This window comes from Roseibium album (genome assembly GCF_965233825.1).
GTDB lineage: Bacteria > Pseudomonadota > Alphaproteobacteria > Rhizobiales > Stappiaceae > Roseibium > Roseibium album.
Window position 1 is genome coordinate 2255921 of record NZ_OZ247583.1, and the last position, 25230, is coordinate 2281150.

At 57.7% G+C, this 25230-nt stretch carries 21 protein-coding genes; 10 read left to right on the forward strand and 11 right to left on the reverse strand.

All coding sequences use genetic code 11. The features are described from left to right. Positions 1 to 77: 77 nt before the first annotated feature. Complete coding sequence (locus ACO6TI_RS10480; RefSeq protein ID WP_055120235.1) at positions 78 to 884, forward strand: taurine ABC transporter ATP-binding protein; 807 nt, start codon at positions 78 to 80, stop codon at positions 882 to 884. Beyond that, positions 881 to 2143, forward strand: coding sequence for an ABC transporter permease subunit (locus ACO6TI_RS10485; protein WP_055120233.1), 1263 nt, complete (start codon positions 881 to 883; stop codon positions 2141 to 2143). Before ACO6TI_RS10480 ends, ACO6TI_RS10485 begins: the two co-directional genes overlap by 4 nt. Positions 2144 to 2191: 48 nt before the next feature. On the opposite strand, the gene ACO6TI_RS10490 is transcribed toward ACO6TI_RS10485, so the two are convergent. Then, positions 2192 to 3205, reverse strand: coding sequence for a LacI family DNA-binding transcriptional regulator (locus ACO6TI_RS10490; protein WP_422384909.1), 1014 nt, complete (start codon positions 3203 to 3205; stop codon positions 2192 to 2194). A gap of 107 nt (positions 3206 to 3312) precedes the next feature. On the opposite strand from ACO6TI_RS10490, the gene ACO6TI_RS10495 reads away from it, so the two are divergent. After that, on the forward strand, positions 3313 to 5640 hold the full coding sequence (locus ACO6TI_RS10495) for a DUF1989 domain-containing protein (RefSeq protein WP_422384910.1): 2328 nt from the start codon (positions 3313 to 3315) through the stop codon (positions 5638 to 5640). A 192-nt stretch (positions 5641 to 5832) separates the two neighbouring features. On the opposite strand, the gene ACO6TI_RS10500 is transcribed toward ACO6TI_RS10495, so the two are convergent. Further along, complete coding sequence (locus ACO6TI_RS10500; protein WP_422384911.1) at positions 5833 to 6729, reverse strand: hypothetical protein; 897 nt, start codon at positions 6727 to 6729, stop codon at positions 5833 to 5835. A gap of 610 nt (positions 6730 to 7339) precedes the next feature. On the opposite strand from ACO6TI_RS10500, the gene ACO6TI_RS10505 reads away from it, so the two are divergent. Both ACO6TI_RS10505 and ACO6TI_RS10510 read left to right on the forward strand, forming a co-directional pair. Then, the gene (locus tag ACO6TI_RS10505) at positions 7340 to 7591 is read left to right on the forward strand and encodes a hypothetical protein (protein WP_055120227.1); all 252 of its coding nucleotides are present in this window, start codon (positions 7340 to 7342) and stop codon (positions 7589 to 7591) included. A 282-nt stretch (positions 7592 to 7873) separates the two neighbouring features. Next, positions 7874 to 9919, forward strand: a complete 2046-nt coding sequence (locus ACO6TI_RS10510) for a trypsin-like peptidase domain-containing protein (protein WP_422384912.1) — start codon at positions 7874 to 7876, stop codon at positions 9917 to 9919. A 3-nt stretch (positions 9920 to 9922) separates the two neighbouring features. On the opposite strand, the gene ACO6TI_RS10515 is transcribed toward ACO6TI_RS10510, so the two are convergent. Next, positions 9923 to 11227 carry a S8 family serine peptidase gene (locus ACO6TI_RS10515; RefSeq protein WP_422384913.1) on the reverse strand — a complete coding sequence of 435 codons (1305 nt, stop codon included), beginning with the start codon at positions 11225 to 11227 and terminating at the stop codon, positions 9923 to 9925. Between the two features lie 274 nt (positions 11228 to 11501). Further along, positions 11502 to 12416 carry a LysR family transcriptional regulator gene (locus tag ACO6TI_RS10520; RefSeq protein WP_196998976.1) on the reverse strand — a complete coding sequence of 305 codons (915 nt, stop codon included), beginning with the start codon at positions 12414 to 12416 and terminating at the stop codon, positions 11502 to 11504. 116 nt (positions 12417 to 12532) lie between these two features. On the opposite strand from ACO6TI_RS10520, the gene ACO6TI_RS10525 reads away from it, so the two are divergent. After that, on the forward strand, positions 12533 to 12955 hold the full coding sequence (locus ACO6TI_RS10525; protein WP_196891441.1) for a hypothetical protein: 423 nt from the start codon (positions 12533 to 12535) through the stop codon (positions 12953 to 12955). Positions 12956 to 12971: 16 nt separating this feature from the next. Beyond that, the gene (locus ACO6TI_RS10530; RefSeq protein ID WP_422384914.1) at positions 12972 to 13583 is read left to right on the forward strand and encodes a class I SAM-dependent methyltransferase; all 612 of its coding nucleotides are present in this window, start codon (positions 12972 to 12974) and stop codon (positions 13581 to 13583) included. Positions 13584 to 13719: 136 nt separating this feature from the next. Here ACO6TI_RS10530 and ACO6TI_RS10535 read toward each other — a convergent pair whose 3' ends face one another. Genes ACO6TI_RS10535 through ACO6TI_RS10550 form a run of 4 tightly spaced genes read right to left on the reverse strand, consistent with a single transcriptional unit; the run spans position 13720 to position 18018 of the window. Further along, positions 13720 to 14913: a CaiB/BaiF CoA transferase family protein gene (locus ACO6TI_RS10535; RefSeq protein ID WP_422384915.1), complete on the reverse strand. Its 1194-nt coding sequence runs from the start codon at positions 14911 to 14913 to the stop codon at positions 13720 to 13722. Between the two features lie 27 nt (positions 14914 to 14940). Then, positions 14941 to 16464 carry a tripartite tricarboxylate transporter permease gene (locus ACO6TI_RS10540; RefSeq protein ID WP_055120216.1) on the reverse strand — a complete coding sequence of 508 codons (1524 nt, stop codon included), beginning with the start codon at positions 16462 to 16464 and terminating at the stop codon, positions 14941 to 14943. A 1-nt stretch (position 16465) separates the two neighbouring features. After that, complete coding sequence (locus tag ACO6TI_RS10545) at positions 16466 to 16978, reverse strand: tripartite tricarboxylate transporter TctB family protein (protein ID WP_422384916.1); 513 nt, start codon at positions 16976 to 16978, stop codon at positions 16466 to 16468. Between the two features lie 59 nt (positions 16979 to 17037). Continuing rightward, positions 17038 to 18018 carry a tripartite tricarboxylate transporter substrate binding protein gene (locus tag ACO6TI_RS10550; RefSeq protein WP_055120443.1) on the reverse strand — a complete coding sequence of 327 codons (981 nt, stop codon included), beginning with the start codon at positions 18016 to 18018 and terminating at the stop codon, positions 17038 to 17040. 114 nt (positions 18019 to 18132) lie between these two features. On the opposite strand from ACO6TI_RS10550, the gene ACO6TI_RS10555 reads away from it, so the two are divergent. From ACO6TI_RS10555 to ACO6TI_RS10565, 3 genes are read left to right on the forward strand one after another with little or no spacing between them, the layout of a single operon-like run. Then, positions 18133 to 18564 carry a response regulator transcription factor gene (locus ACO6TI_RS10555; RefSeq protein WP_422384917.1) on the forward strand — a complete coding sequence of 144 codons (432 nt, stop codon included), beginning with the start codon at positions 18133 to 18135 and terminating at the stop codon, positions 18562 to 18564. Continuing rightward, on the forward strand, positions 18561 to 19946 hold the full coding sequence (locus ACO6TI_RS10560) for a sensor histidine kinase N-terminal domain-containing protein (protein ID WP_422384918.1): 1386 nt from the start codon (positions 18561 to 18563) through the stop codon (positions 19944 to 19946). The genes ACO6TI_RS10555 and ACO6TI_RS10560 overlap by 4 nt, the downstream gene beginning before the upstream one ends. After that, positions 19916 to 20956 (forward strand): ABC transporter substrate-binding protein, encoded by a 1041-nt coding sequence (locus ACO6TI_RS10565; protein WP_055120208.1) that lies wholly within the window; start codon positions 19916 to 19918, stop codon positions 20954 to 20956. The genes ACO6TI_RS10560 and ACO6TI_RS10565 overlap by 31 nt, the downstream gene beginning before the upstream one ends. A gap of 6 nt (positions 20957 to 20962) precedes the next feature. Here ACO6TI_RS10565 and rraA read toward each other — a convergent pair whose 3' ends face one another. Genes rraA through acnA form a run of 3 tightly spaced genes read right to left on the reverse strand, consistent with a single transcriptional unit; the run spans position 20963 to position 25205 of the window. Next, on the reverse strand, positions 20963 to 21475 hold the full coding sequence (rraA, locus tag ACO6TI_RS10570; protein WP_422384919.1) for a ribonuclease E activity regulator RraA: 513 nt from the start codon (positions 21473 to 21475) through the stop codon (positions 20963 to 20965). After that, entirely contained in the window at positions 21472 to 22629 is a 1158-nt protein-coding gene (locus tag ACO6TI_RS10575; RefSeq protein ID WP_422384920.1) for a 2-methylaconitate cis-trans isomerase PrpF family protein, read from the reverse strand. The genes rraA and ACO6TI_RS10575 overlap by 4 nt, the downstream gene beginning before the upstream one ends. Beyond that, positions 22626 to 25205, reverse strand: a complete 2580-nt coding sequence (gene acnA / locus ACO6TI_RS10580) for an aconitate hydratase AcnA (protein ID WP_422384921.1) — start codon at positions 25203 to 25205, stop codon at positions 22626 to 22628. Before acnA ends, ACO6TI_RS10575 begins: the two co-directional genes overlap by 4 nt. Positions 25206 to 25230 lie beyond the last annotated feature (25 nt).

Below are 25230 nucleotides of genomic sequence, written 5' to 3' on the forward strand. Positions count from 1 at the left end.
GCATCCCTGCAAGTCTTGGGGCGGCAACTGACGTCGCCCCAATTTCCCATTCTTCACACTGCAGGAGATGACTCTCAATGGACGGCCTCCATATCGAAAATTTATCCATGCGTTTCGACCTACCCAACGGAACGCACGTTCAGGCACTCAAGGACGTTTCCATTGAGTTGAACACCGGCGAAATCATGTCGGTACTGGGTCCTTCGGGCTGCGGGAAAACCACCCTTTTGAACATTGTCGCCGGATTTCTGGCTCCAACGGACGGACAGGTGCGATTGAATGGTCACATCGTCACCGGTCCCGATGCCGAACGTGGCATGGTGTTTCAGAAAGGGGCACTCTTCGAATGGATGAATGTCCGCAAGAATGTCGACTTCGGTCCACGCATGAAATCCATGCCGAAGAAGCAGCGCGACGAGATTGTCGATCATCTGCTTGAAACAGTGGGTCTGCAGGACTTCAAGGAAAAGGCTGTCTATGAGCTTTCAGGCGGCATGCAGCAACGCGTTGCTCTTGCGCGGTGCCTTGCCAATGATCCCGACGTCATTCTGATGGATGAACCCCTGGGAGCTCTGGACGCACTGACGCGCGAGAAGATGCAGGGTCTTGTCCTGAAGCTCTGGAAGGAAACCGGCAAGACCGTCATCCTGATCACCCACTCGGTGGAAGAGGCCCTGCTTCTGGGAGAACGCCTTCTGGTGATGGCCCCGAGACCGGGACGCATTCACAAGGAATACCGCTTGCCTTTTGCCGATCGCGGTGTTGAAGCCGATCTCAGGGAAGTCAAAAAAAGCGAGGGTTTTGGTGAAACCCGTGAAGAAATCCTCTCGATGATCTGGGAAATGGAAGAGGAAATCATGGGTCGATCGGAGACAGCGGCATGACCGGGTCAATTGTTTTTCTGACTTACGCTGCGCTGTTTCTGGCGAGCTATTTTCTGGTCAGCTATCTGAGCACGCTGATGCAGCGCGGGCAGTCTTACACCAGCCTGAAAACGGTGACGTTTGGCGACGAGAGCGCAATCCGCCCAAACAGGGCTGCATCCGTGATTTCGGTGCTCGTTATCTTCTTCATCTGGGGCGCGTTCACCGGTTCGAAGCTGGTTCCTTTCCACGTACCCGGTCCCTTTACCGGTGAGACGGGCTTCAGTTACACCGTTACCAACGAAGCTGGTGAAACCAGTGAAGCCAATGTGGACGTCATCGTCCACGAACCCGGCAAAAAGATCGATGCTCCCGAGGTGGCGCCGAAGGAAGGCTTTGCACAGGACGATTCAGGAACTGTTGGTGCCTGGCGCTCCGTGCTTTTGCGTGTCACCCGCAATGACGGTGAGGGCGCGCGCGTTACGGAAGTTGACGGTCAGCCAATCGCACCCGGCGAAAGTGTCAGTGTTTCCAACGGCAGGGTAAGCATGACACCCAAGGGGTCACTGAATTTTGAACCCAGCAAGGGGCTGCAGATGGAACCCATCTGGATGCCTTCACCGGAAGCTGTGGTCAGTCGCTTTGCGGAGATCGCTTCCGAAGGGTATCAGAATTTCACGCTGTGGGAGCATCTTGGCTGGTCGCTGCTGCGCGTTATCGGTGGCTTTGTCGCCGGTTCGATTATCGGGATCCCGCTAGGATACGCCATGGGCCTGTCCAGCTGGGTGCGCGGTTGGTTCGATCCGATCGTGGAATTCATGCGCCCGGTTCCGCCGCTTGCGCTAATCCCGCTGGTCATCATCTGGTTCGGTATCTGGGAAACCGGCAAGATCGTGCTGCTGTTCCTGGCAGCGCTCTGGATCATGACGATTGCGGCCAGGGCCGGCGTTTCAGGTGTCAATATCAGTAAAGTCCACGCGGCCTTTTCGCTCGGTGCCAACAAGCGCCAGATCCTGCGCTATGTCATCGTTCCCAATTCCCTCCCCGAGATCTTTACCGGTGCACGCGTTGCCATGGGCGTCTGCTGGGGAACGGTCGTGGCCGCCGAACTGGTTGCCGCGCAGAAAGGTGCCGGGATGATGATTATCGCTGCATCGAAGTTTCAGCTCACGGATATCGTCATCATGGGTATCATCCTGATCGGTATCGTCGGCTACAGCATCGATATCCTGATGCGCATGGCCGAGCGGGTTCTGGTGCCCTGGAAGGGCCGGGCCTGACATTGAGAAGAATACGACAGGCGCGGTGATGCTGCGCCTGTTCCTGTTTCAAGCGGGGCGCCGGATACCGGTCGAATCCCTGGCAATCAGTTCAGTTGCAAGCAGCATCCCGGACGGCTTCAGTCCGTTTTCAATCCATTCGGAAATAGCAACGGCTGTTGCATGCCCCATTCTGACGACAGGAAGGTGAACTGTTGTCAGGCTGGGTGACGCATGCGCTGATCCGGGCAGATCGTCGATGCCGATGACCGACACGTCCTGCGGCACACCGACGCCCTGGCGTTGCATTTCATAAAGGACACCGGTCGCAAGCACGTCCGACAGGCACAAAATGGCTGTAGGCCTGTGTGCGGCCGAAAGGATGGTTTGCGCGGACTTGCAACCGTCTTCAATCGATAGATCGGCTTCGACAAAACTCAATTCAGCATCGCCCGTATCTTCAAGACCCTTGAGACGCGCAAGTGTGCGGTCATTACCGATCAGGGAGCCATGCACCACGGCAATGCGTGAGTGTCCAAGGTCAAGCAGGTGCTGCAGCGCGATCCGGCCGGCGCCGGCATTGTCGTAACCGATGGTCGGCAGGTGAAAGTCCGGATCGTAGTAGGATGTCGCAACAGCAGGCAGCTGGCAGCGTTCGATCAGATCATAAAGCCCGGGTTCATGGGTGACCCCGGAGACTATCAGTCCTTCCGCGCCGATATCGACAAGAGTTTGCGCCTTTTCGGCTTCAATTGCCGCGTCGCCCTTCGTGGTGGCAACGACCAGGGAGAGACGATAGCCGGACAGCGTTTGTTCAATCGCCGCCAGGTAACGTGCAAAGATCGCATGATCGAGCGTCGGCACGAGTGCGCCCACCACGCGGGACCGACCGGAATTGATCGCGCGGGCCGCGGCACTCGGTACGAAACGCAGCTCTGCGATCGCCGCGGTGACGGCGGCCTTGGTGGCCTCTGCAACGGAATCTGGTGTATTCAGGACACGGGAAACGGTCGCAACCGATACATTCGCCAGTTTTGCAACATCCCTGAGATTGGCGCGTTTGCGGGATCTGGTGTTCGCCATGTGCCTCTGAAATTGCCCAATGAGTAAATCGCAATTGAGAAAAACTTGACATAGGCACTCCGGGTAAACAAGCTGTGTAACTAGTTACATTCGGCGGAAACCCTGAAATGCGCGACCAATCCGTACTTTACGCTTTCAACAATGTCGGCCATGAAACACCGGGAAGAAGCTTTCCCGGCTTCAGAAAGCCGACGCATGCAAGGGACTATTGGCTGGCCCCGCGTGAATCTGTCCATCTCGAAGTGAAACCCGGTGATCTTCTTTCGCTCGAAGATATGTCCGCGAAGGACCAGCTGGCATTGGTCGCTTTTGATGGGGCAGGAGGCGACGCTCTTGATGCGCTCGGGCTGATCTCAAATTCCAGAATGAATTTTAGCAAATTCGACAGTGCCGAACTCGCTGGCTGGATCTCCACAAACGGCGGTCGGGACTTTGATGCAATCGCCGCTCACGTGGTTGCGGTTTCGTCGGGAGTGCTGGTCCTGAAGGCAGAACGGCCTGTTGACCTGTGGCTGATCTACCAGTCGACCTCGCAGGACCTGGTCTGCGGTTCTTTGGGTGGACCCGTGTCTGTTCGTCACAAGCCTGCAGTGGTTTCAGGTCCTGTTCTGCCCCCACTTTTGGGCGAAACGCGCGACGAATTCACCGTGTCTCGGGGTACGGGACTGGCCTATGAATTGAAGAAGGGTGAAATCGTTCAGATCATTGATGTTGAAGGCCAGCAATGTTCCGACTTTACGGCCTTCAGATCGGACGCCCTGATGGCCGGAGAGGAGTGGATGATAGACAGCACCGCGACACGGTCGATGGTGAGACGCGCCTATCCCGGCCCTGGTCTGTTCGACAAGTTCTACGATCGCGAAATGCGTCCGATGCTCAATGTCGTACAGGATACCTGCGGCCGCCACGATACGTTCGGCCTGGCCTGTACAGCACGTGGTTACGAGGAGCGCGGTTATCCAGGGCATGTGAACTGTTCGGACAACATGTCAGAAGTACTCGACCCATATGGTATCGCGCGACGGTCGGCCTGGCCTGCGATCAACTTCTTCTGGAATACCTGGATAGATCCGGACAACCACACGATCCAGACCGCCGAATCCTACTCGCGTCCCGGTGACTATGTCGCCATGCGGGCGATGGAAGATCTTGTCTGTGTGTCTACGGCCTGCCCGGATGACATCGACCCGATCAACGGCTGGAACCCGACGGATGTTCACGTGCGCATTTACCGACCGGACCAACCTATGCGACGTGCCGTGGCCTATCGCGAAAAGGAAGACGCTCCCATGACCACCAGTCAGAACTCCGCGTTCCACGAGCGGCTGTCTGTTCTGACACAGCATTTCGCACCCGCACGCAATCTCTGGGCTCCGGTCAGCTATCCCGCTTTTGGAACCTTGGGCGAATACTGGGCTTGCCGGGAGGCTGTGGCGATTCAGGACATGAGCGGTTTGCGCAAATACGACATTGTCGGCCCGGACGCCATGAAGCTGATGCAGCTCGCAACGACGCGCAATGTCGAGAAACTTGCGGTCTGGCGCGCCTCCTACACGCTGATGTGTGACGACAGCGGAACCGTTATCGATGACGGCACCCTGTTGCGCCTGGGACCGGACCTGTTCCGCTGGTGCTGCGGTTCGGAAGAAAGCGCCCGGGCGCTTGAAGCGCTTGCGCATGAACTTGGCTTGCAGGTTCGTATTCACGATGTCCGCGAAAGCCTTCCGAATCTGGCACTTCAGGGGCCGAAATCGCGGGATCTGCTGCGCAAGATCGTGTTTACACAGCCTCAGGTCCCTGCTCTCGATCAACTGAAATGGTTCGGTGTCACAATGTCTCGCCTAAGGGATCGCGAGGGAGCGCCATTTCTGCTGTCCAGAACCGGATACACCGGTGAGCTCGGCTATGAAATCTTCTGCTCCAAATCCGACGCGATTGAAATCTGGGATGCAGTGATGGCAGCCGGTGAGGAATTCGGCATTGTACCGATGGGAAGTGCTGCTCTCGAAATCGTGCGCATTGAAGCCGGGCTGGCCGCACGGAACGCCGAAATCGCGCCGGGTATAGATGCCTTCGAGGCCGGTTTGGGATTTGCGGTCGATCTTGCCAAGAAATCTTTCACCGGCAGGCGGGCGCTGGAACGGAATGCCCGCGACCCGCGCCGATTGCTCAAGGGGCTTCTGATCGATAGTGATGATGTACCTGCGCATGGTGCCCCGGTCTATGCCGGCGAGCGGCAGGTTGGCATCGTCACCTCCGCCACACGTTCGCCAACGCTGGAACGTGCAATTGCAATGGCTCGGATCGCCGTCGAGCAGGCGGGAAACGGAACGTATCTCGAAATCGGTCAACTCGACGGGCGCATGAAGCGTCTTGGTGCCAGCGTTTCCGACACTCCTTTCATGGACCCGCAAAGAACGCGCGCGCGCGCCTGAAAGACGCTGATCACGTCAGCCGACGTAACGGAAAACGGAAGTCGGTGCGAATGAGGCGTGAGTCGGTGTTTGCCTTTAACAGCTGACGAAAGCGCTGATAGATGGCCAATCGCCAAGTCACCCTGACGCAGTTACCTGCGTCAGGGTGACAGGAAGAGTAAGCTTGAAGTTGTTGTCTGTCTGAGCTTGGGCTTAACCGGCCTGTGTTGTCTTTCGGCGGCCGAAAAAGAAAACAGCCAAGCCGCCGGCAAGCAAGGGAAGTGTGGCTGGAAGAGGAATTGGAACAGGGCCGTGCGGCGGGACGCCGACAGAATAGTCAAATCCGCTCTCCGAGCTCGTAAAGCCACCGGATACCTCTTTGCCATCCGTATCGAAGACGGACGACCCGATTAGCCGCAAGCTGTTGAAGGCGTCTACCCCGAGCAGGCATGAGCCGGTCTTGTTGAAAAAGTTCCCGGTATGCATGGCTCCGCATCTGGATTCCGAAAAAAGGCTTGCGTGCAGGTCGAGCGATCCTCCGGTAAACGCCAGATCGACGAAACCTCTTCCGGCTGACCCGAAGTCGTCGGTGGACGACAGACTGGCAACTCCCGTTGTCAAACTGTTCGTGTATTCGTGCCTACGATGGAAGATCGTTTCATCGCCGATCCTTACAGAAAAAATGTTGCGGCCAAAGGGCAGGGAACTGCCGCCGAAAGAACCGCTGACTTCCTCGATCAGGGAGATCGCGATATCGGTGAAAAGCCGGAAGGTTCCGCTGTCGACCGAAAATGAAAGCGTGTCGTTCATGGCTGCTGCGCCGCGCCAGAAGTCATTTTCCTCTGGTGTGCCTGTGCCGATGACACTGCTCGGTCCTGCAGCCTTCGTTCTGATGCCGATGCTGCCGAAACTGGCACGGGCATCAATGCCATCGCCTGAAGAATAGGACCCGCAGGAGGCCGCAACGCTCCCCGAAGCGGATGAATTGAAACTGCAGGTCGAGCCGAGAGTAAATTGCGTATTTGCAAGAACAGACGGCGCTGCGTTCGCGCTCACAGGCATGATTGCAATCGCGCCAAGCAGGAGTGCAGGTCCAAAAATGGTTTTCATTGGAATTCCCCCTCAAAATACATTCATTAAGTAATTGTTAAATTATATCGCGTGCTCGAGACGGTACATCACCCGAATGGGCTATGAAATTTTTTGCGAAATCTGATGCGCCTGAAATACGCGTAAGCTGACGGGACGATGCAACTCAAAATCTGAGTGCTCAATCTTCTTCCTCTGTTTACGCATGGATGCTGAAAGTCGGAACTTGATGTTTCCCTTGCCTCTTATGCCAAGTTGGCACTGCGTCCCAGGTGCTGACAGTAACAGTCACTGGACATCCGCGATTGATCAATTCGGTCTCGACAGGCCAATTTGAACGGGGATGTGGCGTTGATGAGCCAAAATTGAAATTAGGTAACTTTTCAAGTAATATTCCATAGGTGGCTTTTGCAGTGAAATTGTCACCTGTTAAGTGCGTGTCTGATTATTGAAATTCACGCTCTATTGTTAGTAGTGCTTAGTATTGTTTGGAAGGTGGCGACCTTTGTTGGTTGACCCGAGCGGTTCGTGACGCCTTCTTTCACCCGATTGCAACATGACGAACATCCGGCCTCGAGCCGAATTTTGATGGTGAATTGTTTTTTATAGTGCGTTTAGAGGAAGTTAGGTCATGAAGTATGCTGTCCCGTCGAACACACATTTTACTCTGCGTCAGGAGTTGGTCGGAGTCCTTTGCAAATACCAGGATACGCTCTGCCCTGCAGAGTTGCTTGCAGTCTCCAGCCAGGTTGTCGGCAACCTGATTGCCCTGCAGGACGAAACGCGATTGTCACCGGAGCATGCCATAGAAATTGTCATGTACAACATCGAGGAAGGCAATCGTGCGGCACTTGGCGATCTCGACCAGACCGACGCGGCCTGACGAAACGAACTCCGGAAAGCAGCTTTGCCGAGTGACAATCTCAGGCTCATGCCGGATCAGATGAGCGCGGGCTTGTCTTGGGCAGGCTACTGTTTCGAAGTTTCTTGGTAACGGAGTTTCGTTCAGGCTTGCCCGGTTCGGGGCACCATGCATGTCAGTCCGTGTCACCAGCTACTGACAGGTCGAAGATGTCAGGGCCGGCTTTTCGACAAGCTCCGATAGGTCTAAGTTCAAACGACCTGAAAACGTAACTTGCGTTTCATCCCAATTCCGGAGCTTTGGATGCCTCGTCGTACTGGTTTTTCTGTTTTTTTTGCCTTGATTGTGTGCCTGTTCCTGACCACGGCTCCGTTATCGGCAATGCCTGAGGAAACGCTGGAACACGTCGTCTCCGTCCTTCCTGTATGGCCCGGACACGAGCAAGGCGGACAAGGCGCGTCTCCCGGTACCGCGCCGGAAGGCAGTGGCGTGGTCGTGCGGCGCGGAGTAATCGCAACCGCCTTCCATGTCGTGGAACCTGCAGAGCGTGTCGATATTCGTCTTTCAGATGGAAGAGTATTGCCGGCTCGCCTGATCGCCGGTGATGCGGCAAGCGATATTGCGCTGTTGTCGGTCGAGACGGATCTGGTGCCGTTTGAAATCAGCCCTGCCCCGGGTTTGGCGCAGCCGGCCTGCGCGATCGGCAATGCATTCGGACTTGGACTATCCGTCACCTGCGGCGTCGTTTCAGCGGTCGGGGTCACAAATGCGGGCTTCAATGCGGTCGAGGATTTCGTTCAAACAGATGCCGCGGCGAACCCGGGCTCCTCTGGTGGCGCATTGGTCGACGCGCAGGGCCGGTTGATCGGCATGATGTCCGCCATTTTTGCGTCCGGAGCGGATGCGAATATCGGCGTGAATTTTGCCGTATCAGCCAAGTTGTTGATGCGTGTGACCGACGCCCTTCTTGCAGATGGCAAGGTCGAATACCTGTCTGCTGACTGGAGACTGGGCTCCGCGGACAACGCCCAACTTGCAAAGGCTGCCGCACCCGTTGTTGGAACGGTGCGCGCAGGTGGCAAGGCGCACGCCGCCGGTATCGAAACCGGTGACCTGATATTGGAGATCGGATCCCGTCGAACACGCACACCACGCGACGCGCTCACGGCGCTCGCGCTTTTGCCACCACAAACGACCGTTGTGGATGTCAGGGTGCTGAGAGGTGGTGCAGAAAAGACTGTCAGTTTGTCGTTCGTTGAGCCGACCAGGCAGCCGGATTTGGATGTACAAAAAAATTCCGATCCGGATTGCCCGCATCCGTCTGCAGTCTGCGCGCTGCGTCAGGCTGTCTTTCCGGTGTCCAGTTTCGATCCGGTCGGCAGTGCGACCAGGATCGCGAGCGACCTGCTCGTCACCAACCGGCATGTGGTTGGGAACCGCAAGGATGCAACGGTTCATACTCCCGGCGGTCCGAAAACCGCCAAGGTCGTTCCGTCAGCCTTTCGCGGTGATCTTGTCCTTTTGAAGGTGGATGGATTGCCCGAAGACGGACAGATACTAGATCCGGCGTCGGCAAGACCGGCAGAAGGACCATACTACGCAATTGGTGCCGACATTGCGCGACGGGAAGTGCGTGTCTTCGAGCCGGGTGAACTTATTCTGGCACCTACGGAAGGAGCCGATCTCGGGCGGCTCCACGTGCGTGCCCGCATGCAACCCGGCGTCAGCGGTGGAGCTCTGGTCGACGGGGACGGAGACCTTGCAGGCATCGCAGTGGGTGGTGGAGACGGCAGGTACGAGGCCATACCTGTCTCGGCGATACAATTGCTCCTCCAGCAGCGGGAAAGTCCCGAAGCCACCAGGATGACGAACCGGCTCGGGATCAATTTCGCCGCGTGTGCGACCGCCATCGATTCCGTTCTGGCAGGTGAACGGCAGGAGGAGGCGCTTGGACAGCTTTCCAAAACATGCAAAGCGTCGTCGAACCATGGCCAGCTCCTGGAAGCAGGACGCCTTCTGGCTCAGGCGGGGGACTTCGACGCCGCGATAAGCCTTCATGGACAAGCGTCTGATCAGGTGCCGAACTCCATCAATTCCCGGATGTCTCTTCTGGTTTCGCTCCAACTGGCGACCCGTTTTGAAGACATGACCGACCATGCCCGCTGGCTTCTCAATGCTGCGCCCGACGACCCGCAGGCGCTTCGGTTTTCCATTCAATCAGGTGTTTGGGGCGGCGATCCGGAACTGGCCGAAGCGGGATATCGGGCGTTGCTGAAGGCAGATCCGAGGCAAGCACAGGCGGCACGCCGTTTCATTGACAGTGCGCCGCCCGCGCCGCGGCGCAGGTAAGGCTCAATCTGTTTCCGGGTCGGGAATCCATCCTGTCGCAACAGCGCCTTGCCGCTCAAACGGGGAAGGTGATGCGCGTTCGAGGATCCTTGCCTTGAGTTCCGGTACCGTAAGACCCGGGTCATCGGCAAGAATGCGTGCTGCCAGCGCGGCAAGTCGAGGCACCGCATAACTTGATCCCGATGTCACGCCGGTGGCGCCTCTGAAATCCGTCACCTCGATGTTTTCCGCAGGCAGCATGATGTCGACGCTTTTGCCACCCCAGTTGGAACCAGTCGCCAGTCTGCCGAAGGCATCTGCGGACGTGACCGTCAGGATATTCTCAAGCTCCAGCCCCGCCGGGTAGACAGGGTCATTGTCGATGTCCCGTCCGTCATTGCCGGCGGAGACGATTGCCAGAATGTCCTTGTCTTTCAGCGCGTCTTCGAATGCTTTCCGATCATCCGGGTTCCGGCTCCCGAGCGGCATGGCGATGATCTTTATCCCATGTTCGAGAGCGTGTTCGACCAGGTCGGTCAGTCTGCTCATGTCCGGCCGTGGATAGCGATAGGGGACGAGCGCGGCGTTCGGGGCCTCTCGTGCCAATATGGAGGCAACAGCCGTTCCGTGCCGTATCGGCAGAAATGGCCCGCGGGAAGTGTCTCCGTCATAAGGCCAGGGATCCATGTCCCAGAAATCAAATCCGATTGGCTCCCCGTCGTCGTCGCGCGCAAGGCGGCTCGCAAGGAGCGGCAGATCGTAGGCAAGTCCTGAATCGACGAGTGCGACCCGGACACCACCCGGGTCATCACCTTCCGGCCAGGGAGCTTGAAGTGTTTCTGCCCACCTCAGTGTTTCAAGGTCATCCTCGAACTGATCGAGAAAGATCCAGGGGCCTTCTTCCTCGCGGATCTCGCGGGCAGAGCGAACCGTACAGCTGCCATCGGCAATCGCAAGAAGAGCCGGCCTGAGTTCATTGCCGTCGAACTTTGAATAGGAAGCGCGGAATTGACGAAGCATTCCGTTGGCCAGGCGCGATTCAAGTGTCATCTCATCGCCTCCCGGCAATGCCAGTCGAAAGCTTGTCCTGACAGGCGCGGTCTCGTTTGGCTGGTAGCTTTCTTCAAGCAGCCAGCTGCCTGCAAGAGCGTTCTGTATCTGAAGACCGCTCATATCCGCCTTGCCGCAGACATGCGTGGTGGCTTGCCGGATCCAGTCCCTGGCACTGGACGGCGACCCGGCTTGCGACGCCACATTGAAAAACAGCGTCAACAGCACACAAGGTACGGCGCGCGTGCAATATGTGAGAACGTATTCAAGAATGGGCACAAGCTCCCGCATTTTTCTGCGAAGACAATCGGATGATTTTCCTGGGTAGCAGACTAGTCGTTAGCGCGAACCAGTGCCAGATATCTCCGGATCAGGAAATTTCGATGATCCTCGGCGCAAGCGGTCAGCAGGGTCAGCGCCAATATGGCTCTGCGAAACCGGAGGAATCCAGCCACACTGTCTGTTTATTCCGGTGTCCGTTCCACCGACGCGGTGTTCTCGCGTGCGAAGGCCCGGATGGTTCGCTGCCTGTTTGCGCATGAACCTCGAGAAATCAATCGGCCGGACACATCGCCTCCGGAGCAGACCTGACCGCCTCGGCCAGATAATCACGCACCCAACGATGCGATTTCGAGTTTTGTTTCCTCGGATGCCAGATCAGACTCATTGCGATTGGGTCGAGTTTGAAGGGTGGTTCGCACGTGGCAAACCCGACACCCAGCTCCCGAACGATGTTGCGTGGTGTCAACATGATCAGATCGGTGTTTCTCACAACTTCGAACGCCGAGACATAGTTGGACAGCGTCAGTCGCACTCTGCGGTTCAGGCCTGCGTTGCCGAAAATTTTCTCGATGCGGTTCGCACGATGGACGGATATCGGCGCAACCCTCAGATGCTCGCATCGGGACAGAGCTGCCAGCGTGACCGGCTCTTCAAGCAATGGATGACCGTCCCGCATGAGATAAATGAAATCAGCTTCAAAAAGCCTTCTGATCTGCATGTTGTCCGGCGCCAGAAAATTCGGCAGGACCGTCAGGTCGAGAGACCCATTTTCCAATGAGTCGACGACTGTGTCGATCACCAGTGGAGCAACCGTTATCCTGACATTCGGAGCGTCGTTTTGAAGCTTCCGTATCAGACCTGGCAAGATGCTCGACAGCGCGAAGTCCGATGCCGAGATGCGAATTTCCATCTCCGCTATCTTTGGGTCAAAGGGAGTTTTCTCCGCTTCGAGCGTGTCGACCAAGCGCACGATTTCCCGCGCTTTTTTCAGCAAGTCGACGGCGGTATCTGTCGGGAGAAGGCCGTTGGATGCACGAACGAACAACGGGTCCTGAAACAGATCCCGCAAGCGCCGCAACGTTGTGCTCATGGCCGGTTGACTGACCCCCATGCGCCGGGCGGCCGATGTCACGCTTCTTTCTTCGTCAAGAACAATCAGTGTCTGGAGCAGGCGAATATCCAACATAATCAAAAGTATATATTATTTATAAATTCTATCAATTTGATTTATGGATTTGCGCGTGTGAATTTTGCCCTGCGCGAATGACCTACGGATCTCCAATGGTATTCAAGAGGGAAAAAATGCTCAAAACATTCCAGAAACACATACTTGTCCTTGCCGTTCTGGCCGCAGGTCTCAGCACTGGTTCAGCTGCGGACAAATCTGAAAGGCTCGCTGGAAAACAGGTGGAAGGCTATCTGCAGGGCAACACGGTCTACATTGATGTCCTGCCCGGTGACGGTGCGTTCGGCAAAGGCGGTCTGTCTCCATTTTACTATGGTCACGATGGGACATTCGCCGCGGACCTTCCTGCTCGAAAGATTACCGGAACCTGGAAGCTTTCAGCCGACTCAAGCTACTGCATTGACGTTGTCGAGGCTGGAAGAACATTTTGCACGAATGTCTACAAGAAGGGCTCCGGCATCGAGCATCACAGCGTCGGTCTTGGTCGGCTCATGGGATCTGTTGTTCGAATTGTACCAGGCAATGATGCGGACCTGTGAACCCGGCGCCCTGAGAATGCGTGTGTCGCCTCGCCCTGACGTGTTCAGCGGCAGTCGCTATGCAAGATCGCATTCGCGATGGTTACGGCATGCCGGCGGTGAGGCGCAGTGCGCAATCGAAGGAGCATTGACGGCTTCGCTGCGACCCGGAATGAATGTGCTTGATGTTGCATGCGGAACCGGCGATATGGCTCGCCGACTGATGTCGGGAACCGATGGGAGTATCGAGTTCGTCCTGCTTGATGCCTCCAGAACCATGCTGGAAACCTGCGCAGACATTCCAGCGACCCGGGTGCTGGGATGCATGACAAATCTTCCATTTGCGGAAAACAGCTTTGATCTTCTGACCTGTACTTGGGGCATCGAAACGATTTCCGAAACTCAGTCGGCATTGAGCGAGTTTGTGCGTGTGACCCGGTCCGGTGGATACATCTTTCTTGTCTATTGTGCTGACAGACCGACACACTCCCTGTTCGGCATGGCCATGCGCCATCACATCGCACTCACCGGCCGCGGACAATTTCTGAGCCAGGAGGCACTCTGCGAGCAAGCCGCAGCAGCAAGGGTCAAACGAATGCAGCCGCTGTATTGCAACGGTCCCGCGGCCGCGATGATCCTGCACATCTGAACACCGGCCCAACTCCCGCGTCCGCAGGCTGCACACGGGAATACGGGCATGAGCACAGGACGACGCGGGGTCTGCCCTGGCGCCATGCCTGGTATTTCGGCCGGGCATCAATCGGACAGGTGGCTGCTCACAAGGATCACAGCGCGCCGTCGTTCTCCAATTCGGTCAACTCCGCTTCACTGAGACCGAGGTCAGTCCAGATTTCATTGTTGTGTTCGCCAAGAAGAGGCGGAGGATCGTCGACGCGGGGGGCTTCTCCGTCCAGTTTGATCCCTGTCGTCGTCACGGAAATATCCCGGCCAACACCGGGCACGTCCTGGAACGTCTTCAGAAAACCACGATCTGCGACCTGTGGCATTTCCAGAACCTCCGGCACAGTCAACACCGCACCGGATGGAACACCTATTCTGTTGAGTTCCTTGGCCCAATCGCGCGCAGGCCGTGTTTTCAGAACTGTTTCAAGCTCGGCTTTCAAAGCCAGCCGGTTTCGCTTTCTGTCTTCACGCGTGGCGTATTGCGGTCGCGCGCGGAGCGCGCCCAGTCCCAGATGGTCCGTTAGCAAAATCCACTGCTCGTCCTTGTTTGCGGCAATATTGAGAAGTCCGTGTTCTGCTTCGAAGGCCCCGGAGGGCGAAGACGTCACGTTTTCATTTCCGTTGGCGGCCGGTTCAACGCCGGCATTCAGATAATTCGAAACCACCCATCCCATGGTGGCCAGCACCGATTCAAGCATGGAGACGTCGATGAAGCTACCTCTCGGCGAGGCGTTCAGAGCAGAGGCGACGGCAAATGCGGCAGTTATGCCTCCAACGGTATCGGCAACCGGATATCCGACGCGCAGGGGCGCACTTTCGCTGTCACCCGTGATCGACATGACGCCGGATGCACCCTGAATGATCTGGTCGTAAGCCGGCCGGTGGACCCAGGGTCCGTCCTGTCCGAACCCGGAGATCGCGCAATAGATCAGCTGAGGCTTTTCTTTCTTGAGCGTATTGTAACCGACGCCAAGCCGCTTCATCACTCCCGGTCGGAAGTTTTCAACCAGCACGTCTGCGGTCTTCACCAGCTTGAGAAAGAGCTGCTTTCCCCTTGGATGCTTGAGATTGACCGTGACGGATTTCTTGCCGGCATTCTGCGCGAGGAAGGAAACGCCCATGCCCTTGTCGTTCAGGTCCGGATCAGCGCCCAGCCGACGCGCAAGATCGCCTCGACCGGTAGCCTCGACCTTGATCACCTCGGCACCGAGATGTGCCAGATGATGACAGCAAAAAGGGCCGGCAAGAACATTGGTCAGGTCAAGAACCCGAATGCCTGCAAGGGGTTTTGACACCTGGCGTTTCCTTTTGTTCGGTCCGGCTCAATCCCCGTCGGCCACGCCTTCTGCCCGCAGCCGCGCGCGGCGAGCCCGATATCCGGGCAACACCACCAGCATGACGGCCAGTATCAGCAATCCCAGTGTCATCGGACGTTCCCAGACGAAACCAATTCCGTCGTAAAGCTGCATTGCCCGCGAAAAGTTGTTCTCCAGCAGCGGGCCGAGAATGAACCCTATCAGGAGCGGCGCGAGAGGGTAGTCCGCAAAACGGAACAGCGTCGCACAGATCCCGAATCCGACCAGAAGCAGGAGTTCGGTCGCGTTGTTCTGTCCGATATAGGCACCCATCAGCGTAAAGAACAAAATGAACGGGATCAGGTAGTTGCGCGGAACCGCCAGGACCTTGGCGATATAGGGGATCAGCGGCAGGTTCAGGATGAGAAGCACCAGATTTCCGAGATACATGGAAATGATGACCGCCCAGAAGATTTGCGGTTCGTCCACCATCAGGCGTGGACCCGGGCTGACATTTAGCGCAATCAGCGCACCCAGCAGGATCGCGGTTGTTCCGGATCCCGGGATACCCAGGGTAAGAAGCGGAACGAAGGACCCTGTACAGGCTGCGTTGTTCGCGCTCTCCGGTGCGGCAATGCCCTTGACGGAGCCTTTTCCGAATTCTTCCTGTTCTTCCTTGGATGCGATGTTGCGCTCGACCGCGTAACCCAGAAACGAGGCGATTGTTGCGCCGGCGCCAGGAAGAACCCCGATGAAGAACCCCTGGAGCGACTGGCGCCCGATGACCGGTGTAATCTTGCGCGCCTCTTCCCTGGTTATCCGCAAATTCTTGATCTTGCCACTGTCGCTGCCATCCCCGGTCTTGGACCGACCCGGATCAAGCACGAGGAAGATGGCTTCCGGCAATGCGAACATCGCCATGGCCAGCGTAATGAAACCAAAACCGGATTGAAGGTCCATGACCCCCATCGTGAAGCGTGGCGCGTTGAAGAGCACACCTTCCCCGACAGTCGCCATCATCAATCCGAGGAATGTCATCAGGAGAGCCTTGCTGACCTGGCCCGTCCCGGCAAATGCGGCGATCGCCGACAAGCCTACGACCATCAGTGCAAAATACTCGGAAGAATGAAACAGCAGTGCGACCGACGCCAGCGCCGGCGCGAAGACCATGAGCAGGATGGCACCGATGGTGCCTCCTGAAAACGACGCGATCGCAGCCACGGTCAGCGCCTTGCCCGCCTGACCTTTTCGCGCCAGCGGATATCCGTCGAAAGACGTTGCCACCGTCGAGGCGACGCCGGGCGCATTGATGAGAATGGACGAAGTCGACCCGCCGAAGACCGCGCCGTAGTAAACTCCGGCCAGCAGGATCAGGGCGGCCGACGGATCACCGATCGTGATGGCGACCGGGATCATGATGGCGATGATCGACATCGGGCCGAGACCCGGCAGCATGCCGATGAACGTGCCGATCAGGCAGCCTCCGATCACCATCATGATGTTGGTAAATGTGAAGGCCGTCGAAAGGCCTGCCAGAAGTCCTTCAAGCATCTCAGCCTCCACTCAAAAACATCGGGAACGGGCTCAGGAATATTCCAAGCACCACGTCCACCAGATACCAGACCGTCCCGGCAGCGATTGCCGCAACGAGGATCATCAAACCGAAGCGGCGCTCACCGAGAATGAAACTGCCGACGCTCAGAAACAGAAAGGTCGCCGCAAGAAAACCGATGGGACGAAGCAGAAGTGCATATGCCACCATCAGGACCAGGAGCAGAACCGCCTGGCCGATCTTGTATTCGTGCAAACGCGACAGGTTGATATCCGCCGCGTCCGACTTGTCGGGAGATTTTTCCAGGCCCAGCAAGATGCTCAGCGACAGCAGAATGGCTCCGATAACCAAGACTTTCGGAAAGCTTGATGGCCAGATTGGACTGCGTTTCATGATCGGCGGTAAAAGCGCGTCCATGGTGAAGTAAGCTGCGTAGCCATAGGCCAGGCAGATCAGCAAGATGACCAATGCCAGCCAGCGATCGAGCGCCATCGTTCCCCCCGTAGTTTTCATGGGTGATACGTTCGGGCGAGCCCGAACGTATCTTTCTTGTCAGCGTTGCCGGTCGTGGCTCAAAGGAAGCCCAGCTTTTTCATGAGATCGCCGATGGTCTGTTCCTGACCTTCCAGGAACACGCGGAAGTCGTCACCGGGATTGTGGATGTTCACCCAGCCGTTGCGTGCCCGGACTTCTTCCCATTCAGGGGTGTCGTACATCTTTGCGATAGCAGCCTGGTATGCGGCCAGTTTATCTGCCGGCAAACCGGGTGCGGCAAAGAACCCGCGCCAGTTGACGAATGTCGTGTCGTTTCCTTGCTCGACCATGGTCGCGGCATCCGGATAGGCATCGACGCGCTCCGGCGCCGTGACACCGATGATGCGGACTTCACCGGCCTTTGCCAGTTCTACGGCCTCGGAAAAGCCGGTCGAAACAGCCTGGACTTCGCCGGACAGCAAGCCGGCCATCGTTTTGCCACCACCATCATAGGGGACATATTTCATAGCGACCGGATCAGCGCCGGCTGCCTGAAACACCATGGCAGCAACCAGATGGTCCATTCCGCCCGGAACCGAACCTCCGCCGATCGCGGTTCCCGCAGGATCAGCTTTGAAGGCGTCGATGAGACCGTTGACGTCCTTGACCGAACTGTCGGCGGGCACAACGAGAGCGGCATAGTCGCCAATCGTGCCGGCGACCAGTGTCAGGTCACGGAAGTTTTGCGGAAACACACCCGTGAGTGAGCGGATCACGATGGGTGTCGAATTGACCATGAGCGTGCCATGGTTGCTGTCTGCGTTTTCGATCAGGTACCCGATGGCCTTGCCGCCGCCGCCGCCTGACATGTTCTCGTATGACGCGGAGCCAACGAGACCAGCCTTGGTCAGGGCTTCGCCCGTTCCGCGCGCTGTACCGTCCCAGCCGCCGCCAGCACCACCCGGAATCAGGAAGTGAATGCTGTCAACTGCTTCTTCGGCAAATGATGGCGTTGCAAATGAAAGGGATGCGGCAGCCGCCGCCAATACGACCCGACGGGTCATCTTTATAAGTGTCATGTTTTCCTCCCGGACACGCCGGGGCTTCACGAGCCCCTTGCAAACACCAAAAGTATTGGGAAAGCTGACACGAACCTGTCACGTCACAAAAAAAATGGGAAAATGGCCGAATAAATGCGATTCCTGCTGATCGAGGACAATGAAAAACTGGCTGCAGCCATCGTTGAACGGTTGGGGCTTGATGGGCATGTCGTTGACCACGCGCCGGATCTGGAGACAGCAGCGGACTGTTTGGCGGGCACCGGATACGAACTCATACTGCTTGACATCATGCTGCCGGATGGCGATGGGCGAAACTTTCTGGAATGGCACCGGACCTGCGACAACGACACACCCGTGATCGTGCTGACGGCGCGTTCTGAAGTTTCCGCCCCCGACATGATCTTTTCGAAGTCTCACCTGGTCGACAGGCTGTTTTCCTACGACGAGGAAGTTTCGGAAAATGCGATTGAGGTCTATGTCGGACGCGTCCGGAAAAAGCTGCAGGGGGGACGCGTCAGAATCGAGACGGTGCGCGGGGTCGGTTACCGGATGACCGCCACATGACCGTTGTACACGCACGAGGGTCACTGAGGCGCAGGCTTTTGCTACAGCTGCTGCTGGTCGCCGCAATCCTGTCATTTGCGCTCTATTTCACTGTGCGCGTGCTCGCCCAGCAAGCGGCCGAGACCACCCAGGACAATATCCTGATCGCGTCGGCAACGGCGATTTCCGAAGCTGCCAGGGCAGAACGTGGACAGATTCTGGTAGACGTCCCCTATTCGGCACTTTCCATGCTTGGTTCGATCGCGGAGGAACGCGTTTTCTATCGGGTTACCGCCGATGATCTCACGGTCACCGGGTACGATGATCTGCCGGCACCAGCCAGCGTCGCCGAGACCGGAAAGCCCGTATTTGCAACGGCAATCTACCGGGATGACGAAGTGCGGATCGCCGCGTTGCCGCGGCGACTGACCGTCGGGGACGAGACCGTGATCCTGACGGTACTCGTCGCGCAGACACGCCTTGGCCTCGCCGCCGTTTCGCTGCAGATCTCCATTGCTGCGGCCGCTGCCGGCATTGGCTTCTTCCTGTTGTCCGGTGCACTCAGCTGGTTTGCCACCAACAATGCCATGCGTCCGCTCAATCGATTGGCACAATCTGTCGAGCGGCGTGGCCCTCAGGACCTGAGCCCGGTGGCGACATCAGCTCCGACGGAACTCGTGCCGCTGCTTCAGTCACTCAACACCTTCATGGCCAGGCTGAGCGCTTCGCTGGCACGAACGGAGGATTTCATAGCTGAAGCCGCCCATCACGTCCGTACCCCGCTGGCGACCGTCAGAACCCAATCGGAAATTGCCCTGCGCAGCGTGCGAAAACCGGAAAACAAGCAGATCCTGCGCGAGGTGATCCGCGCAGCAGACGAAAGTTCGCGCTCTGCCGGACAGTTGCTCGATCATGCGATGGTTGCCCTGCGCTCCGACAATCTGGAGAAAGAACAATTGAACATGAAGGATCTCGCGCAAGACGTGATCCGGTCGATCAGCCCGACGGCGGATCTCAAGGATATCCGGATAACCTGCTCCGGATCCGACACGACGAGCGCGGTCGAGGGCGACCCGATCCTGTTGCAGAACGCGCTGCGCAATCTTCTGGACAATGCGGTCAAATACTCGCCGGAGGACAGCCGGATAAGGGTGGAAATATCCGAAGACGCTTCAACTGTCAGGATCGATGTCCTTGATGAGGGCAGGGGTCTGGGAGATGGTGATCGCAGCCGCTTGACGGAACGCTTCGGCAGGGGCGACAACGTGCGCGATATCATAGGATCGGGGCTGGGGCTGACAATCGTGGAGGAGGTCGTGAGCGCTCATGGCGGGTCACTTGCGTTGACCGACAATCCGGAAAGGAGGGGAACATGCGCGTCTCTTACATTGCCCTCGGCCTGATCGGATGGATCTGGGTCCAGATGACGTCCGCCCACGGTTTTGTTGCCGAAGAGGAACGCCTCTTTGAAGTCGATCGTCCGGCGGCGACACTGAACATTCTGTCAACCGCGGACCTCAGTGTTTTTGCGCCGTTGGTCGAAGCCTTCCAGGCCCGCAATCCTACTGTTGAAGTACACTATGTGACCGCGTCGAGCAGCGAACTCATGAAAGCTCTTTATGAAGAGGACGCGGAGTTCGACATTGCAATTTCATCTGCCATGGATCTTCAGACAAAGCTCGTGAATGACGGGTTCGCAGAGCGTTATGTTTCAACGGAAACCGCGTCGCTCCCGGATTGGGCGAAGTGGCGAGATCGCCTTTACGCCTTCACACAGGAACCGGCGGTCCTTGTGTACTCGAAGATTGCGTTCGAAGGTCTTCCACAGCCGACAAATCGCGATGAACTTATCGCCCTGCTGCGCGAAAACCCGGACCGTTTCCAGGGCAGGGTAGGTACCTATGATATCCGGGAAAGCGGCGCCGGCTATCTGTTCGCAACGCAGGATTCGCGCCAGTCCGAGTCGCTCTGGCGCATGGCAGAAGTAATGGGCCGGCTCGACGCCCGGCTCTATTGCTGTTCCAGCCGGATGATCCGTGATGTGGTCGAGGGGCGATTGGCGCTCGCCTACAATGTTCTTGGAAGCTATGCAGCTGCGCACCTTGCCGACAACACGGATCTGGGCATTCTTCAGTTCAGTGATTTCACGACCGTGATGTTGCGCACCGTACTGATACCCAAGACAGCCGGAAATCTCGATCTGGCCGGGCAATTCGTCGATTTCCTGGTGTCGGAAGACAACCGCGACCTGATTGAGGATCTGACCGGGCTACCGGCCATTGATCCGGGTGTCCTGCAACGTGAGGCCGCCTTCCGTCCGATACGGCTTGGTCCGGGATTGCTGGTGTATCTGGACCAGTTGAAACGGCGAACCTTCATACGGGCGTGGCTCAACGCCATGGTTCAGCCCTAGGGGCGCCTAGGCGGTCAGGGGCTCCTGAGAAACAAGAACGCCATCCTCGTCGCAGTAGATGTATTTTCCCGGTTCAAAGAGAACGCCGCCAAAGGCAACCGGCACATCGATTGCTCCACTTCCCGTTTTGCCCGAGCGTATCGGGCTGGTTCCGAGAGCCTTCACGCCAAGGTCCAGAGCGGCGAGGCGGCGGACGTCCCGCACTGCACCGTTGACGACAATGCCCGCCCAACCGTTCGCGATCAGTCGTTCAGCCATCCTGTCACCCAGCAATGCGGTACGAAGTGAACCTCCTCCGTCCAGCACGATGACATCGCCATTGCCTTTTGACGAAAAGAGCGTTTCTTGCACAAGCTTTGTGTCCTCGACCATGACCGCGGTTCGTAGTCTTCCGGCAAATCGCCTCTTCGCTCCGAAGTCACGAAAAGACAAATGCACGAAGTGGACCTTGCCGGGATTGGCATCGTTCAGGTCACAGGTTGAAAACCCGGTCAGATTGCCGGCCAAACTGTTGCTCATGACGCGTCCTCCAGATACTCGGCAGGATAAAGGACGGCACCTTCCATGATCCGCCGCTGTGTCCGGTAGGTTCCGGCGGTCACGGCTTCCGGACCCTGGTCACCGGTGCGCACGTCAGCAGTCACGGTCAACACACCTGAAGGCGTGCCAATTCTCAGGTCGGGTCCGGCGGCGCTCGAGGCTTCCTGCAGCAGTGAGCCCTGTATCTGCGACGCAACTGCCGTACACATGCCGCCGGTCAGTGTGATTGCCCGATGAAAGTTGCCCATGGACACCAGCCGTACATTCAGGTCATGGGTTTCGGGCCCGTGCGTTTCGCCGTCAAGAGAGGTGAACGTTTGCGCGGCACCGACGAGGGCGACCTTGGGGGTCGAACGCTTTACGTCGCCGGTGGTATCTGCCATCCCCATCGCGACTGCACCCGCGCAGCGAATTTTCTCGAGCAGGGCCATGAGAACGGCATCGCCGTCAAGGGTTTCGGGACGCTCTGTCGCTGTTTGTCCCAGATCCGTCGCCCGGACATAGACAACAGGGTTTGCCGCATCAATCAGCGACGCCGTGACAGGTCCGAACCCATCCACCCTCAGGTCGTCGATCGGCCGGTCGCTGGGCAGCAGTTTTCCGGTCGCCGCACCGCCTGGCGCAAGAAAGTCGAGCACGACGGGTGCACCTGTGCCCGAAACGCCGGGTATCCGGACCTCTCCCTGCTCGACAGGTCTGCCATCCAGAACCGGAAAACCGGCGTGATAGAGCCGGTCGGTATTGGTGTCGTAGATCCGCACAAGCGCTTCGGTCTGTCCAGGCTGCAGGCTGATCATGTCTTCTTCGACGGCAAAAGGCCCGACGCAGGAGGCCATGTTCCCGCACGCCGATCCGTAATCGGTCAGCGGTTCATCGACTGCGATCTGGACAAAGGTGTAATCGACATCGGCATCCTCGCGGTCCGAAGGCCTGACGATGACAACCTTGGACAGCGAGGACAGGCCGCCACCCATGCCGTTCAACTGGCGGCCGTAGGCGTCGGGACTGCCCAAGACATGAAGGAAAATCCGGTCGCAAATCGCACGGTCATCCGGCAGGTCCTCGCCGTTGAACACGACCGCCTTGGATGTTCCTCCGCGATAGAAGGCAGCCCGCAACCGCTTCTGCATCATGCCGCTCCTGCAAGGAATTTTCGGAATGCGCGCGGCAACAGGCCGCCGGCAGCGAATGTGTCCCGCTCGCCATCATTGTAAAGGCGAAGGTCAAGAGGTGTCATGTCGTAGCTGCCGTCCTTGCGATGCACTGTCAGCCTGGCTCCCAGCAGATCCTCGTCAATATCTATATCGTATGTCTCACTTCCGTCGAGGCGCAGTGTCCGGCGCGTGACACCCTTGGGAAAGCAGAGCGGAGCGATGCCCATGTTCACAAGGTTCGAGCGATGGATCCGCTCGAAGCTCTCCACAATGACTGCGCGGACGCCGGCGAGCCAGGGCGCCTTGGCCGCCGTATCTCTTGAAGAACCGCAACCATATTCCTTGCCGCCAATCACAACGAGTTTCTGGTCCCTGTCGAGATAGGTCTCAATTGCCTTGAAAACGGAAGTGATCTCACCCTCCGGCTCGATCCTGGTCCAGGAACCCTCGTTGTCCGGGGTCATCTCGTTGCGCAGTCTGTAGTTCGCATAGGTGGAGCGGACGACAACGTCGGAGCAGCCGCGCCGCGTCCCGAAGGAATTGAAATCCCTTGGCTCGACACCTTGTTGCTGAAGATACCTGCCGGCCTCCGACTCCGGCGTGATGATGCCCGAAGGAGAAATGTGATCGGTCGTGACGCTATCCCCCAGGATGACCAGAGGGCGCAGGCCCTTGAGTGGCCCAACAGGTCCGGCGACCTTGTCGATCTTTCGGACGAAAGGTGGGAACGACACGTAGTTCGAGGGCACCCACTCGTAAGTGCCCGCATCTGCTGCCAGATCATTCCAGTGCACATTTACATCGTTGATTGCGGCATAGTTTCTGCTGAATTCTGTCGGAGTTACGAATTTTTCGACAATCTCTGACACTTCATCTGCCGACGGCCACAAATCCGACAGCATTGCCGGATCGCCGTCATGGTCGTATCCGAGTGGTTCGCAGGTGATGTCCTTCAGGATCGAGCCTGTCAATGCATAGGCAACCACGAGTGGAGGCGAAGCTATCATGTTGCGCGACGCGAGCGGGTGAATGCGTCCCGCAAAATTCCGGTTTCCGGACAGCACCGCGATGCCCTTGACATCATTGGTCTTGATCGTTGCCTCATGTGCAGGATGCAAAGGTCCCGACATGCCGTTGCAGGTCGAGCAGGAAAACGCCGCGATTTCAAAGCCGAGCGCGTCAAGCGGGCCTTGCAGACCGCTTTCCTCCAGGTAGCTCGCCACAACCCTTGATCCGGGAGCGAGAGACGTCTTGACATGAGGTGGGACCTTCAAGCCCCGTGCGACCGCATTTCGAGCCATCAGGCCGGCGGCCACCATGTTGCGGGGATTGGCGGTATTCGTGCAGCTGGTGATCGCGGCAATGATCACATCGCCATCGCCGATGTCATGTGATGTGCCCTGAACCGGTACCCTGCGCTCCGTTTCTCCCTTGAGTTTCAACCGCTCGCTGGCATCCGCCAGGTCGATCCGCTGTTCGGGACGCGACGGCCCGGACACCGAACGCCCGATCCGGCCGAGGTCAAGACCGACGACCTCATCATACTGCACATTCGTGTCGGAGCCATCGACCCACAGATCCTGTGCCTTGCTGTAGATCTCGGTGAGGTTCGCACTCCTGCCGCGTCCGGTGTCGCGAAGATAGCCGATTGTCCGCTCGTCGACCGGGCAGAAAACCATTGTTGATCCATATTCGGGAGCCATGTTTGCGATCGTCGCCCGGTCCGCGACGCTCAACGTGCGATAGCCTGGCCCGAACAGTTCAACAAATGTGTCCACTACGCCAACTGCGCGCAGTTTCTCCGCAATGACAAGTGCGATGTCGGTCGCCATGATTTCATCAGAAGGGGCGCCTGTAAGTTCCAGCCCGATGACACGGGGCACGTTGACAGGCGTTGTTTCTCCAAACAGGACTGCTTCTGCCTCGAGGCCACCGACGCCCCAGCCCATGATGCCGAGCGCATTGATCATGGGTGTATGGCTGTCAGTCCCGAGGCAGGAGTCGGGCACAAGCAGATTGTCATCCTCGTGGGATGGCAGAACAGTCTGTCCCAGGAACTCAAGGTTGACCTGATGGCAGATTCCACCACCCGGAGGAATGACGCGCAGGCGCGGGAACCGGGTTTCGCATGCCTTCAGAAATTCGAACCGTTCACGATTGACCTCGAATTCGCGATCCATGTTCTTTTGAAGTGCAAACCTGTCCGCCCAGTGGTTGATCGACATGGAATGATCGATCACGAGGTCCACCGGTAGGCTCATATCGACACTGAGCGGGTCGCGCCCTTGTTCTTCCAGAAGGTTCCGCATCGCCATTATGTCGATCAGGGCCGGAATCCCGAGCATGTCGTGCAACAAGAGGCGCGCAGGACGAAACGGAACGGCATCTCCCTCGCGCGCCAGAACATCCAGCGCCGCTTCACCGCCTTCGGAATGGCGCGCCGCGTTCTCCGCCAGCAGGCGCAGGGAATGCGGCAGGCTGCGATACCCGTAGCCGATGACCGAGCGATAATCGGTTGCCGAAAATTTGGAATTGGGGATGATCTTGAACGTCACTTAGCCTCTCCTGAACTACCGGCAA